The 14,738-nt window shown below is 36.3% G+C and carries 17 protein-coding genes and 1 tRNA gene; 6 read left to right on the plus strand and 12 right to left on the minus strand.

What is annotated here, in order from left to right:
* Nucleotides 1-7: 7 nt before the first annotated feature.
* From pheS to AADH04_RS03435, 8 genes are all read right to left on the minus strand, one after another.
* Nucleotides 8-991: a phenylalanine--tRNA ligase subunit alpha gene (gene pheS / locus AADH04_RS03400; RefSeq protein WP_434778844.1), complete on the minus strand. Its 984-nt coding sequence runs from the start codon at nucleotides 989-991 to the stop codon at nucleotides 8-10.
* 163 nt (nucleotides 992-1,154) lie between these two features.
* Nucleotides 1,155-1,874 (minus strand): MIP/aquaporin family protein, encoded by a 720-nt coding sequence (locus AADH04_RS03405; protein WP_434778845.1) that lies wholly within the window; start codon nucleotides 1,872-1,874, stop codon nucleotides 1,155-1,157.
* Between the two features lie 294 nt (nucleotides 1,875-2,168).
* Complete coding sequence (gene rplT / locus AADH04_RS03410) at nucleotides 2,169-2,531, minus strand: 50S ribosomal protein L20 (RefSeq protein ID WP_434778846.1); 363 nt, start codon at nucleotides 2,529-2,531, stop codon at nucleotides 2,169-2,171.
* A gap of 12 nt (nucleotides 2,532-2,543) precedes the next feature.
* A complete protein-coding gene (gene rpmI / locus AADH04_RS03415; protein WP_434778847.1) occupies nucleotides 2,544-2,741 on the minus strand; it encodes a 50S ribosomal protein L35 in 198 nt (65 codons plus the stop codon).
* 136 nt (nucleotides 2,742-2,877) lie between these two features.
* Nucleotides 2,878-3,345 carry a translation initiation factor IF-3 gene (gene infC / locus AADH04_RS03420; RefSeq protein ID WP_434778848.1) on the minus strand — a complete coding sequence of 156 codons (468 nt, stop codon included), beginning with the start codon at nucleotides 3,343-3,345 and terminating at the stop codon, nucleotides 2,878-2,880.
* A gap of 72 nt (nucleotides 3,346-3,417) precedes the next feature.
* A complete protein-coding gene (gene thrS, locus AADH04_RS03425) occupies nucleotides 3,418-5,331 on the minus strand; it encodes a threonine--tRNA ligase (protein ID WP_434778849.1) in 1,914 nt (637 codons plus the stop codon).
* Between the two features lie 79 nt (nucleotides 5,332-5,410).
* Nucleotides 5,411-5,487 (minus strand) — tRNA-Val (locus AADH04_RS03430).
* Between the two features lie 856 nt (nucleotides 5,488-6,343).
* Nucleotides 6,344-6,766, minus strand: coding sequence for a MerR family transcriptional regulator (locus AADH04_RS03435; RefSeq protein ID WP_434778850.1), 423 nt, complete (start codon nucleotides 6,764-6,766; stop codon nucleotides 6,344-6,346).
* Nucleotides 6,767-6,838: 72 nt separating this feature from the next.
* Between AADH04_RS03435 and AADH04_RS03440 the strand changes: the two genes are divergently transcribed.
* The 3 genes from AADH04_RS03440 (at nucleotide 6,839) to AADH04_RS03450 (ending at nucleotide 8,704) form a co-directional block, all read left to right on the plus strand.
* On the plus strand, nucleotides 6,839-7,579 hold the full coding sequence (locus AADH04_RS03440; protein WP_434778851.1) for an SDR family oxidoreductase: 741 nt from the start codon (nucleotides 6,839-6,841) through the stop codon (nucleotides 7,577-7,579).
* 75 nt (nucleotides 7,580-7,654) lie between these two features.
* Nucleotides 7,655-8,143 (plus strand): carboxymuconolactone decarboxylase family protein, encoded by a 489-nt coding sequence (locus tag AADH04_RS03445; protein ID WP_434778852.1) that lies wholly within the window; start codon nucleotides 7,655-7,657, stop codon nucleotides 8,141-8,143.
* Between the two features lie 210 nt (nucleotides 8,144-8,353).
* The gene (locus AADH04_RS03450; RefSeq protein ID WP_434778853.1) at nucleotides 8,354-8,704 is read left to right on the plus strand and encodes a hypothetical protein; all 351 of its coding nucleotides are present in this window, start codon (nucleotides 8,354-8,356) and stop codon (nucleotides 8,702-8,704) included.
* Between the two features lie 103 nt (nucleotides 8,705-8,807).
* On the opposite strand, the gene AADH04_RS03455 is transcribed toward AADH04_RS03450, so the two are convergent.
* The 4 genes from AADH04_RS03455 to AADH04_RS03470 form a co-directional block, all read right to left on the minus strand.
* Entirely contained in the window at nucleotides 8,808-9,287 is a 480-nt protein-coding gene (locus AADH04_RS03455; protein ID WP_434778854.1) for a hypothetical protein, read from the minus strand.
* The gene (locus AADH04_RS03460; protein WP_434778855.1) at nucleotides 9,277-9,423 is read right to left on the minus strand and encodes a hypothetical protein; all 147 of its coding nucleotides are present in this window, start codon (nucleotides 9,421-9,423) and stop codon (nucleotides 9,277-9,279) included. Before AADH04_RS03460 ends, AADH04_RS03455 begins: the two co-directional genes overlap by 11 nt.
* Nucleotides 9,424-9,502: 79 nt before the next feature.
* Entirely contained in the window at nucleotides 9,503-9,976 is a 474-nt protein-coding gene (locus AADH04_RS03465; protein ID WP_434778856.1) for a hypothetical protein, read from the minus strand.
* Nucleotides 9,966-11,000 (minus strand): hypothetical protein, encoded by a 1,035-nt coding sequence (locus AADH04_RS03470; protein ID WP_434778857.1) that lies wholly within the window; start codon nucleotides 10,998-11,000, stop codon nucleotides 9,966-9,968. The genes AADH04_RS03465 and AADH04_RS03470 overlap by 11 nt, the downstream gene beginning before the upstream one ends.
* A 479-nt stretch (nucleotides 11,001-11,479) precedes the next feature.
* On the opposite strand from AADH04_RS03470, the gene tgt reads away from it, so the two are divergent.
* The 3 genes from tgt (at nucleotide 11,480) to AADH04_RS03485 (ending at nucleotide 14,728) form a co-directional block, all read left to right on the plus strand.
* Entirely contained in the window at nucleotides 11,480-12,592 is a 1,113-nt protein-coding gene (tgt, locus tag AADH04_RS03475; protein WP_434778858.1) for a tRNA guanosine(34) transglycosylase Tgt, read from the plus strand.
* 420 nt (nucleotides 12,593-13,012) lie between these two features.
* Nucleotides 13,013-13,654 (plus strand): DUF805 domain-containing protein, encoded by a 642-nt coding sequence (locus AADH04_RS03480; protein WP_434778859.1) that lies wholly within the window; start codon nucleotides 13,013-13,015, stop codon nucleotides 13,652-13,654.
* A 63-nt stretch (nucleotides 13,655-13,717) separates the two neighbouring features.
* Nucleotides 13,718-14,728 (plus strand): DUF805 domain-containing protein, encoded by a 1,011-nt coding sequence (locus AADH04_RS03485; protein ID WP_434778860.1) that lies wholly within the window; start codon nucleotides 13,718-13,720, stop codon nucleotides 14,726-14,728.
* Nucleotides 14,729-14,738 lie beyond the last annotated feature (10 nt).

Below are 14,738 nucleotides of genomic sequence, written 5' to 3' on the forward strand. Positions count from 1 at the left end.
CTATCCTTTACTGAAACTGTTTTAAGAAATTTAAATCATTGTCAAAGAAAAGACGTAGGTCATTAACGCCATAACGCAACATAGCAAAACGATCTATTCCCATTCCAAAAGCAAAACCTGTATAGCGCTCAGAATCTATATTGACATTTTTTAACACATTTGGATGAACCATGCCACATCCACCGACTTCCAACCAGCCTTTTTCGCCTAAAATATCAACTTCAGCTGACGGTTCAGTAAAAGGGAAAAAAGACGGACGAAAACGTACTTGTAGATCGTCACGCTCAAAAAAACGACGAATAAAATCAGTTAATGTTGCTTTTAAATCCGCGAAACTAACGCCTTCTTCAATCCACAATCCTTCCATTTGATGAAACATTGGAGAATGTGTGGCATCCGAATCAACACGATAAACCCGTCCAGGTGCAATCAGTTTGATTGGCGGTTCATGATCCAACATATAACGTACCTGAATGGGGGATGTATGAGTACGCAATACATCTCCATTTTCCACATAAAATGTGTCTTGCATGGCACGGGCAGGATGATTTTCTGGAATATTTAATGCCTGAAAATTATAAAAATCTTGTTCAATTTCTGGACCATCGCCCACAGTAAAACCAACACTATGAAAAAGTTCAACAAATCTGGCTAACGTTAAGGTAACCGGATGCAATCCTAAGTGTGAGCTTCCTCTACCAGGCAAAGTCACATCCAATGCTTCAGAAGCCAATTGCAACTCAAGCTTCGCTAAATTCAACGCTTCTTTTTTTGCATTGAGCGCGCCAACAAAAATATCTTTACCCTGATTAATATGAGCACCTAAGCTTTTGCGCTCTTCAGCAGAACATTTACCCAATGTTTTTAACAATTCTGTGATCGAACCATTTTTTCCTAAATAGTTTGCTTTAACCAGTTCTAATTCATTCAAATCTGTTACAGAATCAACTTGCGCAAGCGCTTGCGCCAATATTGTGTCAATTGAACTCATATTATATTTTCTTCTGTCAAATAAAAAAATTGTAGCCGTAAATTATAACATGAAGAGAAACACTCAGCCTGTACCTACATAAAATAAAAATATAAATAAGAAAAAGGCAACAATAAAAATGACAGTGTTTAATATGAAACACTGTCATTTTACAAAAACAAAGCTAATTAAAACCCCAATTCACAAATGCAGCACGTACCAAAACAGCAACAATAGCGCCAACAATAGGAGCGAATACGGGAATCCATGCATATCCCCAATCAGAAGATCCCTTTCCTTTAATGGGAAATAAAGCATGAAAAAGCCTTGGACCTAAATCACGCGCTGGATTTAACGCATAACCAGTTGTACCCCCTAAAGACAAACCAATCCCCATTAATAAACAACCAATAGCAATAGGGTTTAAGCCTTGAACAAACTCGGCGGCACCAATAACCAAAACACCATAAACCAAGATAAACGTCCCTACTGCTTCACAAAAGAAATTTGAAGGTGTATTGCGTATAGCAGGGCCTGTTGAAAATGAAGCCAATTTCAAGCCAACATCTTCAGTTAAGTTAAAATGAGGTAAAAAATACAAATAAACAGCAGCACCGCCACAAAAAGCACCTGCTAACTGTGCAACAACATATCCTGCAACCAAACTTGAGTCAAAACTCCCTCCTATGGCTAAAGCAATAGTCAAAGCGGGATTAAAATGTGCACCACTAATATGTCCAAAACCATAAATACATAAAGTCAATGCAATCCCCCAAGCAAAAGCAATCACCACCCAACCTGCACCTTCAGCCTTAGAGTTTTTTAATAAAACATTCGCAACACTTGCATTACCAAGAAACACCAACAACATTGTCCCTAAAAATTCTCCAACATAAGCACTCATGACGACACCTCCTAAAGAAACCACATTAGAAATAAACTGGCTATTCTTTATTAAATTTGTTCGTAACTTGCTCAATAATTTAGATAAATAGGTAAATTTAGATAATTACATTAAGATATTTATGAATAACAAATTAGTCAATTTGTTTATCAAAAGATATTGACACCTATCAAATAGTTTTAAACTTCAACACCAATTGAATATATTTATAGATAATAAAACAACAATTCTGTTATCAGAAACAAAAAAGGAGGCATTAGCCTCCTTTTTCTTAAATTTTTATACAATCAAGTTTTAAGCACTAGCCAAACTTGCTTTTGCTTGTTCAACAATTTTCGCAAAAGCTGCTTTATCAAATACAGCCAAATCAGCCAAAACTTTACGGTCAATATTAATTGAAGCACGTTTTAAGCCGTTCATGAACTTGCTGTAAGATAAACCATTTTCACGTGCACCTGCATTGATACGTACAATCCATAATTGACGGAACTGACGTTTGCGTTGGCGACGATCGCGGTAAGCATATTGCCCCGCTTTCATTACAGCCTGTTTGGCAACACGATAGACATTTTTACGACGACCGCGATAGCCTTTAGCTAACGCAAGAACTTTTTTGTGACGAGCACGAGCGGTAACACCGCGTTTTACGCGTGGCATAATTTATACTCCTTATGCGTAAGGTAACATTTTAGCAACAGAAGCCATATCACAAGCACGCACCATAGTGGTACCACGTAATTGGCGTTTATTTTTAGTGGTTTTTTTAGTCAAAATATGACGTTTAAACGCATGAGCGCGTTTAACACCACCGTTACCCAACACATTCAAGCGTTTTTTCGCACTCGATTTGGTTTTCATTTTAGGCATGAATTGCTCCTAAATCATTTTTTAGATAAGGCATCGGGTGGCAAAAGCACTTTAGAACCCAGATACCACGCTTTTTGCTGCAAAAAATACATCCTAACCTTACGCAGCAAGTAAGGTTAGGCGCAAGATTATAACCTTATTTTTTCTTGGGGGCAATCATCATAACCATTTGTCGCCCTTCCATTTTTGGAAACTGCTCAACAACACCTATTTCGGTAAGATCTGCTTCTATTCTTTTGAGTAAATTCAAACCTAGTTCCTGATGAGCCATTTCACGCCCACGGAAACGTAAAGTGATCTTTGTTTTATCACCCTCTTCCAAAAAGCGCTTAATATTACGTAATTTAATATTATAGTCGCCTTCATCGGTTCCAGGACGGAATTTAATTTCCTTAATTTGAACCTGCTTTTGTTTCTTCTTAGCTTCATCACGTTTTTTGGCTTGTTCATACTTATACTTACCAAAATCCATCAATTTACAAACAGGTGGGTTTGCCGTAGGTGAGATTTCAACCAAATCAATATCATGTTCTTCCGATAAAGCCAAAGCTTCACGAATACCCACAACACCTAACTGTTCCCCTGTATGACTGATTAAGCGCACTTCCTTAGCGGTAATTTCACCATTAATGCGTGCTTCACGTTCTTGAGCGATAGCAACTTCTCCTATTAATTATTAATTTGCTGCAAATGTTTGCTGTAATTCATTTTGCAAATGTTGAATAAACTCTTCAACGCTCATTTGCCCTAAATCTTCACCTTTATGGCGAATAGCTATTTTTCCTGCTTGTTTTTCCTGCTCACCAATAACGAGCTGATATGGTACTCTTTGCAAACTGTGTTCGCGAATTTTATAACCAATTTTTTCATTTCTCAAGTCAAGCTCTACTCGAAAGCCTGCCTCTTTAAATTTTTGGGCAATTTCACGACAGTAATCTGACTGCGCTTCAGTAATATTCATAATCATCATTTGCACTGGTGCCAACCACAATGGAAAAGCACCAGCATAATGCTCGATCAAAATACCAATAAATCGCTCCAAAGACCCCAAAACAGCCCTATGCAACATAACAGGCATCTTACGACTGTTATCTTCTGCCACATATTCGGCAGATAATCGATCTGGTAGCACAAAGTCTAGTTGTAAGGTACCACATTGCCAAGATCGCCCTAGTGCATCTTTAATATGGTATTCGATTTTTGGGCCATAAAAAGCCCCCTCTCCTGGCAGCTCTTCCCATTCCAAACCACAACTTGATAATGCATCTCGTAGACCTTGCTCTGCCAAATCCCAAACTTCATCACTACCTGAACGCTTTTCTGGACGTAAAGACAGTTTAATTGAAACTTCATTAAATCCAAATTGCTGATAAACTCTCATCAACAAATGATTAAACGACTGTACTTCTGCTTCAACTTGCTCAGGTGTACAAAAAATATGGGCATCATCTTGAACGAAACCACGTACACGCATTAGACCATGTAAAGCCCCTGATGGTTCATTACGATGACACGAACCAAACTCAGCCAACCGCATAGGCAAATCACGATATGATCTTAAACCTTGATTAAATACTTGAATATGCCCAGGACAATTCATTGGTTTAACCGCATAATCACGCTTTTCTGATTCAGTAATAAACATATTTTCATGATAATTTTCCCAGTGTCCTGATTTTTCCCACAACACTCGATCCATTACCATGGGGGTACGAATTTCCTGATAGCCAGCATTCGTTAACTCTTGGCGCATGTATTGTTCGATACTTTGCCATAAGCTCCAACCTTTAGGGTGCCAAAACACCATTCCAGGCGCTTCATCTTGTAGATGAAACAAATCCAGCTGCTTACCTAATTTACGATGATCCCGTTTTTCAGCTTCTTCAATACGATACAAATAATCAGCTAAATCTTCTTTTTTTGCCCATGCCGTACCATAAATACGTTGCAGCATTTCGTTGTCACTGTTGCCACGCCAATAAGCGCCTGCAACTTTAAGAAGTTTAAATACTTTCAGTTTACCTGTAGAAGGAACATGCGGCCCACGACACAAATCAGTAAAGCTGCCTTCACGATACAATGAAAGTACCGCACCTTGCGGAATATCTTCTATAATTTTTGCTTTATAATGTTCACCTAAATCATTAAAAAACTTAATGGCTTCATCACGAGGAAGCTCATAGCGCTCAACTGGATAATCGGCTTTAGCCAATTCATGCATTTTCTTCTCTATGATCGCTAAATCATCTGGCGTAAACGGGCGCTTGTAACTAAAATCATAATAAAAACCATCTTCAATTTCAGGTCCAATGGTCACTTGTGCATCAGGAAACAATTCTTTTACAGCAAAAGCCAATAAATGTGCGGTAGAATGACGAATAATGCTTAAACCATCTGCATCTTTATCAGTCACAATAGCCAAATGTACATCTTGATCAATAAGATAAGAAGTATCAACCAAGGTACCATCTACTTTGCCAGCTAAAGCAGCGCGTGCCAAACCCGTTCCAATTGACGCGGCCACATCATATACACTTACTGGCTGATCAAAGGAACGAATAGACCCATCGGGCAAAGTAATATTAGGCATAGCCTTAAACTCCAAAATAATAATGAAACCACTTTCAACAAAAAAATGCGACCTTGTCGCACCTTTTTATAAAAAAATCTGGTAGGCACGATTGGATTCGAACCAACGACCCCCACCATGTCAAGGTGGTGCTCTAACCAACTGAGCTACGTGCCTGTAAAAATCAACTTGTTACTTTAATAATATTCTCAAAAAAACCAAATATAAATAACAACTAGCAACTTCTTTCAGTCAAATATAGTGACCGGAAATTTTAGAGTCGAACACTAACTAGGCTATTATTTGTTCAAACATATGGAATAAAAGAACCAGATCAAACAACTTCTGATTTTCCCTATCTGCTACTAGATATTTATCTATGTTTGTAATGCACTAATTAAAAACCTTCATGCGATAAGATTTGTTCAAAATTTCAGCGAACTGCAAGGAAGAATTTTATGTCAGAAATGATAGAACGTCAATCTAATGCACAGCCACTACAAAAAGTTCTATGGCTAACCAAATCAGCTTCCAAAAGATATAGACGATTTATGGTTTGCCTTAGCCTATCCGAGAAGAAACGATTGTATTTTCGATACACAAACACGGTACAAGTACATGTTTTATCCTATTACCTCATACTGCAAATCAGGTATATCAAGGTTTACATTAAAAAAAAACATCAAAAAGCAAAAGAATGAACTCATTTATTGCCAAGTAGTATAAAGTTATAAATGAACATATAAAAACTAAAAATAAATCTAAAATATTGAAAATTGCCTGTAAAAATATCGAGTGCAAAGATAAATCACCAATATTGAGTGACAGAAAAACAACAAAAGTAATCTTGAAATCTTGACATAAAGTCAAAATGAAGTGAAAGAAATAAGGCAAACCTTTGTCAACGATATCTTACTCTATTGGCTTTTAAATAAAATGGCTCATCATCAACGCATACCAACCTTCACCTTAATCGCACCATAGCTGCCTACGGACTCCAATAGTTTTGTAATAACTAAATCATCAAAGATATTCATCTTAAGCTAGATATTTTTTTTCTATAGAAATCAATTTTCTCATTTAAGTTGTTCAAATGACCTTGCCAATTTGCAACTGTTTCCAGAACAAATCTCTGATGATGCTGCAAAAGTAACATTCGCTCTTCTAATGTTATATCTCCTCGTTCCCTCAGCAAAGCATATTGTTTGATTTGCTTAATCGGCATGTTCGTATCTTTAAGTTTTTTAATAAACAAAACCCAATTGACATCATGTTCCGTATAATAACGATGTCCATTTTTATGACGATTAGGTTTAATTAAATTCTCTTTTTCATAATATCTTAAAGTATACCTACTAAGCCCTGTCCTTTCAGAAAACTTTCCAATTGAGTCATACATATTCATCTCCAATAAAAAACAGTTTGACTTAGAGTTTACTCTAAGAATTACAGTCATGTCTCTTCCTCGGAACATCCTGTAAAAATATTTTCTTGTGACTGAGCCTATTAATTCCTGTAAGGAAAACAAATGAATTCAATTTTAGATAAAGTTATCATTATTACTGGCGCAAGTAGTGGAATCGGTGAAAAAACTGCCCGCCTCTTAGCAAAAAAAGGGGCTATTCTTGTGCTTGCTGCTAGACGGAAAGGACGGATTGATAAATTAGCACAAGAAATCATACAAAATGGTGGCAAAGCAATCTCAGTAGAAACCGATGTCACCAGCCGTGCGGATGTAAATAATCTTATTGAGCAAGCACTCAATACATATGGTCGTATTGATGTTTTGGTAAATAATGCTGGAATTATGTCAATTGCGCCACTTAACCAGATAAAAGTAGTTGAGTGGGACACAATGATTGATGTCAATATTAAAGGTGTGTTGTATGGTATTGCAGCCACCCTACCCATCTTTGAAAAACAACAATCAGGTCATTTTATTAATATATCTTCGGTTGCAGGACTCAAAGTTTTTAGCCCTGGTGGGACTGTCTATAGTGGAACCAAATTTGCAGTAGCTGCTATTTCTGAGGGATTACGTCATGAAGTGGGCGCCCATATTCGTACCACAACAATTTTCCCCGGTGCAATTGATTCAGAATTGAAGCTAGGCAGTTCGGATACTCAAAGCATAAAAAATCTTTCTGAATTTTATCAACATGCCATCTCAGCAAGCTCTGTTTCACAAGCGATTGCTTTTGCCATTGAGCAACCAGCAGATGTTGACATTAATGAGATCGTATTACGTCCAACCAGTCAGGGCTTCTAAAGTTATTTATTTAAAGATAACAGTATAGAAAACCCAAAAACACAATTTTATCAATTTAATATATGGAGTCATATCATGAAAATAATTTCTCGTTACCTAACAGCATTTATTTTTTCAGGGTTAACCATTTGTACCCATGGTTATTCATATTCAGAAACGGTGATTTCCAATACTTCAGGGGAAAGCCGACTTGAGCGTGGAAAAAGAATGTTGCAGGTTATCGATGGGGAAGCCGGAGAAAAGGTCATTGCCTCTTTAGAAGATATTGCACCAGATTTTGCCACCTATATCTTTGAATACCCTTTTGCAGATGTGTATTCACGACCACAACTTAATCTTCGTGATCGTGAGTTGGCAACAATTTCAATGCTAACAGCCATGGGGACAGCAACACCTCAGCTAAAAGTACACATTGAGGCTGGGTTAAATGTAGGACTGACACAAACTGAAATTATTGAAGTCATGATTCAAGCATCTGTCTATGCGGGGTTTCCCTCTACACTTAATGGATTAGCAGCAGCTAAGGAAGTTTTTTCTGAACATAATAAAAAAGTATTTAAATAAGATGTTTGCTATTAGAAAATTTAAAGTAATTCATACACATAATGATTGATGTAATAAAGACAAATATATTTATGTGTTTTTAACTAAGTTTTACTCAATAGAAAGCTTACCACTCTATCTCCATACAACAAAACAAATAAATTTAATGATGTTATTTGAAATCATTATTATTTTTGAAATTTTATTTATATTAATAAAGGAATGATTAAAATGAAAAAAATGGAACTAATCGTCATTACTTCTATAGCTTTAAACATGTCATACGTAAACGCAGATACTGTGATCATCAAAACGTCTACTGAAACTGATCACTACTTAACACAGAGGGATAATCAAAACCAAAAATATAATAAAAATCTTGCTCACTTTTCTTTAATACCATCAATCGTGGATACAGATACAGTGCTCATAAACACGTCGGCTCAAACCAATAATTATTTAACACAAAGGGATAACCAAAGCCAAGAATATAATAAAAGCCTTACTCATATTTTTCAGTCCGAGAGATATGATCCTTCTGAGCCAGCATGGTCTATTAAAAACTTCAAAAGTAATAAATAAATTAAGGGGAACTAAGTAGTATTCGCTCAAATTTGGCTAACATTCCAATTAAATTGGTTCGTTATCAAATTTGAGCTAAATTACTTTGAATAATGAAACCTTGTTATTGTTCAGGAAAAGGCATTTCACGCCTAAAATCTTCGATAGTAGACAAATCCTTGCCTTCAATCATCTGCTGGCACTCACGCCAAAATTTAAGCACAGTACGATATTGGTTAAAGGTGAATTGTTGTGGTTCACCACCACTATCGGGATCGATTGAGTATTCTGTGTTTTCATTTGTAATCGCCATACAGCCCTTTTGTGCTACAGGAGGAGATAACCATATTTCATTTGCGTTAATTCCCCAATCACCAAAACGAAGGTCATCGGGTTTATACGTTCCTTGTTCTGCTTGTTGTAATAGCTCTTCAAACTCCGTATCGGCTTTAGGTCTTTGTTGCTCAATGAATTCTAATAACGTATATCCTATAGCCATATCTAAAGTGCCATCTTCATTAAAGCACCCCATACCTAATGTACGACTATGTGTACCATCTTCATATCTAGGGAAACTACATTCTATTATTTTATTATTTTTCATAAACAGGGTAACCTCTCCATTGTGGTACATTTTTACTTGGGGGATTGAACTCAAATAGAACATTTCCTGACTCCCCTCTCCAAACCTGTCTTGATCCTTTAATAACTAATTCTTTATTCTCAAAAGCATGGCTCATTTCAAGCTTACTTCTGGCAACTGACCAATCAGCAGGCGTTAAGGTCGATTTAGCCCCATTATTGGTTTTTTTAAATATTCTATTTTTCTGGAAAAGGCATTTCGCGTCTAAAATCTTCGATAGTGGATAAATCCTTGCCTTCAATCATCTGTTGGCACTCGCGCCAAAATTTAAGCACAGTACGATATTGATTAAAGGTGAATTGTTGTGGTTCTTCACTACTATCTGGGTCGATTGAGTATTCAGTATATTCGTTGGTGATTGCCATATGTCCTGGTAAAGCAACTGGAGGACATAACCAGATTTGCTTTGCATTCATATCCCAATCAGCAAAACGTGGATCTTGAGGTTGGTATTCTCCTCGTTCTACTTTTTGTAATAACTCTTCAAAGGAAGCATCTTCTTTTTCGCTGGTTGAATGCTCCATTATAAAATCCAATAAGGTTCTACACGTTGCTTGATCAAGTTCTCCATTCTTTAAAAAACAGAGTAATGCAAGGGAGTGAAATGTACTATATTTAGAAATTTTGAATACAAGTATTTTATCGTTCATATAAAGGGAAACCTCTCCATTGTGGAATATTTTGGCTTGGTGGGTTAAATTTAAATTTCACTCCACTAGACTCACCTTGCCAAATACCATCTATCAATTCTTTCTTTCCGAAAGCATGACTCATCTCAAGCTTACTTCTGGTAACTGACCAATCAGCAGGCGTTAAGGTCGATTTAGCCCCATTATTGGTTTTTAAGTAAAATGGCTCACCTTCTGCTTGTCTCATCCCAACCTTAGCTTTAATCGTACCATTACTGCCCACTGGCTCCAACAGTTCCGTAATCACTAAATCAGGTGAGCGCGTAAAATGTCCACCCTGTACTTTACCTCGACCATTTTCATAGATTCTAACATCTGCCTCAATATGTTTAAAATCAATATCCTGTTGATACTTACGGTAACTTTCTAATGTTTGCTGAAAGTGACTCGGTTCTTTAGCTCGTTCCGCAAACTGGCTATAAACCTGCTTTTCTTTATGTATCGCCAATTGTATATCTTGATGACGCTCTGACCATTGGCTAAAGGTTTGCTTATCTTGTGCAATTTTTTGGCTCACTTCTGTGACTATGGTTAAATTCTGTTTGGAAGTGATCTGCTGTGGACGCACCATTTGCAACTCAAAACCCAATGCCCCTGTTTGATAACGCATCATACCAGTAGGCAAGGCAATAGGCTTGAGTGTCACCCCATAACCACCATATTGGGTTACGGCTTTACCCATCGCTAAACCCGCAGTGACACCACCCGCCAATTCTGCAAAGTCTCCATATCGTCCTTGCATCAGCGCTGTGGTACCGTGATAACTGGTTACTCCTATACCTGTAATGGGGTTACTTTGTAACAAGAGTTCTGTTTGTGAAGTGCCGTTTTTATAGGCTTCTGCCGTGCCACTTTTCATCTCAGGCAACCACATATCGGCACCTTGTTTATTGCCCATATAATTATAGGTTACCGCAGCACCAGCCATAGCCATATCCCTGACTTGTAATACGGGTTCAACCACAAAGCTTTTTGCGCCATTCACCAATCCACGTCCAAAGCGTTCACCATAATTGCTTGATTGCCTGTATCACAGATGAAAGTTTAGCGCGAAAACAATATAAAAAGCTGGCGTAGGAACGTCAGCTTTTTAATAGGGCGGATTTTAACATAGATATAATAATGGTAAGTCAAAATCTAAAAACGAATGACTTTTGTAGCCTTTTCATTAATCCTATATTCTATGTATAAATTTCAAATAACTGATTTAAACATCAACCATAAAATCACATATTGTTCTAAACAATAAAAAACAAGCCATCATTTAATCGTTGAATATTTATTTTTATTGATTTTTCTCTGTAAACTCGCACCACTACCCCCTTAAGATGGTGACTATCATAAACTAAGCCACCTGCCGATTTTATCTGTCTGGCCCACTTATTTTTAATTGGCAATATATTGGCTGATTGAACCCACAATCTTGTATAATTCGTTATTATTATTTTTTACAAAACAACAAACATGCTTGAATTTAAAGTTTTAAAAAAAGAAGGATACGCCAGACGTGGTACATTAACACTGAATCATGGTGTCGTACAAACCCCTGTTTTTCAACCAGTTGGCACTTATGGTTCTGTCAAAGCGATGACAAATCAAAACTTACTGGACATCAATGCGCAAATTATTTTAGGCAACACTTTTCATTTATGGCTAAGACCTGGATTAGAGGTGATTGAATCATTTGGGGGGCTACATGATTTTATTGGTTGGCAAAAACCTATCTTGACCGACTCAGGTGGTTTTCAGGTATTTTCTTTGGCAAAAATGAGAAAACTTACCGAAGAAGGTTGTACGTTCAGAAGCCCAATTAACGGGAATAAGCTATTTTTATCGCCTGAAATATCCATGAAAATTCAAACTGTATTAAATTCAGATATTGTCATGCAGTTAGACGAATGTACACCTGGCCAAGTAGATGAAAAAACAGCCAAAGATTCTATGCACATGAGCTTACGTTGGGCAGAGCGTTCAAGAACCGCTTTTAATGACCTTAAAAATCCAAATGCTTTATTTGGCATCATACAAGGTTCTATGTTTGCTCATCTAAGACAAGAATCATTAAATGGTTTAATGGATATTGGCTTTGAAGGCATTGCCATTGGGGGATTATCGGTTGGTGAACCAAAAAGTGAAATGTACCGAATGTTAAACGAAATTGCCCCTATGCTTCCTGAACACAAACCACATTATCTTATGGGTGTGGGTACACCTGAAGACTTGGTCTATGGTGTGGCACATGGGGTAGACATGTTTGACTGTGTGATGCCTACTCGAAATGCACGCAACGGTTGGCTATTTACTCGATTTGGTGACATTAAGATTAAAAATGCGGCCCACAAAATGGACCACCGCCCTTTAGATGAAACATGTACCTGTTATACCTGCCAGCACCATAGCCGAGCTTACTTACATCATTTACATAAAACAGGTGAAATTTTAGGCGCTCAATTAAACACCATTCATAACCTACATTACTACCAACAATTAATGCAAGAAATTCGGGATGCCCTTGATAATGGTTGTTTTGCAGAATACAGACAAATATTTGCTCAAGAAAGAGCACAAAACAAATAAATCTACTTAGCCATAATAATGTGATTTTAAAATAATCATTCGACTGTCTAGTAAAAAGTCTAGACTGTCGAATGGTTATTTTTTAACCTATAAAATATTCAAATTATACTCAAATCAAATATTTTTCTCAAAAAATAATACTTCCCTACTCTTTTCAGAATGCTATAGCCAAATTGATTTTTCAGCTTTGTTGTTTTTTTATCCATACACCCAAAAAATATCACATGTAACTTGCACAATATTTGACATGTAATATTCGTATGTATGATAATTGTTTAGAAATAAATTTGATAAGTATTATATTCATAACCTTTTATATATAAACTTAACATATTCTATTAACTGTATTAGATATGTTTTATTTGCTAGAATATGGGACTTAATTTTTTATACATAACAAGGACAAGGAAATACATAAATATGGATAACCAAACACCCACAGATAATTTTAATAATCAGTATTATAACAGCTCACCTAATAATGCTACACAAATAGAGCAAGACGAATACGATCCTATTCCCCCTATTTTTAGTTTCAGCTTTCGGGGGCGCTGGGGAAGGCTTTCTTATATTAATGCATTAGTCACAGCAATGGGGATCTCTTTTGCGGTAATGTGTGTCCTAGGTATCGTTCTTGCTTTGACAATTGGGCTTAATAGTATCAATTTAGATAACCCATCCGACCTTTCCCAAAACTTTTTGTCTGGAACTGGTATTGTTTTTTTAATTGTTATCTTTGCCTTATTTATTCTTTATATGATATGGGCAATACGTTTCTCAGTGTTGCGCTTACATGATTTAGGCTGGTCTGGTTGGTGGGTTTTATTGCTGACCTTTGGTGCCTTTATTCCATTTGTTGGTTTTTTAGCCAGTATTGCCTCATTAATTATTTATTATTGCTTACCTGGAACCCCTGAAGAAAACCCCTATGGTCGCCCTGTTCCTGCGGGTTCTAAATTAGGCTTAATCATTTTATGTGTTCTCATGGCTCTATATGCAATTTTGATTGCATTAATAATATTTGGTGTTGGTTTAGCAGCATTTAATAACACAGGATATTAAATAATATACCTACCACAAAACATTTGATAAATAAAAAATATAAAGAGCAAAGAAGGATATACTATGAATTCAACTTGGAAAATCGTATTTAAAGGTGAAGTTTTACCTGAGTTTACCGTTGAAACAGCAAAAACCAACTTTGCTCATTTATTTAAAATGCCCTTAGAACAAGTAAACCAACTATTCACTGGAAAAGAGTTCACTCTAAAAAGTAATGTTTCTCATGAACAAATCCCCTCTATTTTAAACTCTTTTAAAAAGAGAGGGCTTATTGTTTATGCAATTAACAATGAGCTTTCTACCAACGACGCTTCTTATGCTAATGGCACCAATAATGTGATTAAAAACGAACAACCACAGCCTAAAACAGAAACTGTTCATACTGAAATTAATAATGGATTTTCCATCCAAAATAAAGAAAAAATATTTAACAATCAACCAAATATTAATTATACATATACTCAAAATAATCATAGCTTATCTACAGACGAAACAAATGAGTTAGATGATTATTTAGAATCTACACCACCAATAATTGGTATCGGTACTCAAGGTCGTTGGGGGAGATTATCGTTTATCAATGCTTTTACAATAGGTTTAGGTGTGCAAATTTTTTCCCAAATACTGAGTTTTGTCATTATATTGATAGCTGGGATCGCTTCATTCAAAAATGCTTCAAGCTCAACCAATTTCTTTTCATCTGGGTTAGGTATTGGCATACTGGCTTTTGTGATTATTACCTATATTGTTGTATTTATATGGTTTATTAGAATCAGTATTTTAAGATTACATGACCTAAATTGGTCTGGATGGTGGTCAGTACCAATTGCGCTATGCTTTTTTATACCTGCATTGCACATGTCTATCTTCTTCATTAATTTACTTGGTTATATTGCAACATTCGTTATTTTTTTCTGCATGCCTGGTACACAAGATGAAAATCAATACGGGCCACTTCCAACCCAAGGTTCCCCTGTCGGTTTAATCATTTTTGGTGTGATAGGGATACCCTATTTATCAATGATAATGTTTTCAATGATGTTTATTGCTGGAATGAGTCTTTTATCACGTTAAGAGCACAAAA

The organism is Neisseria sp. Ec49-e6-T10, from assembly GCF_051132615.1.
Taxonomy (GTDB): domain Bacteria; phylum Pseudomonadota; class Gammaproteobacteria; order Burkholderiales; family Neisseriaceae.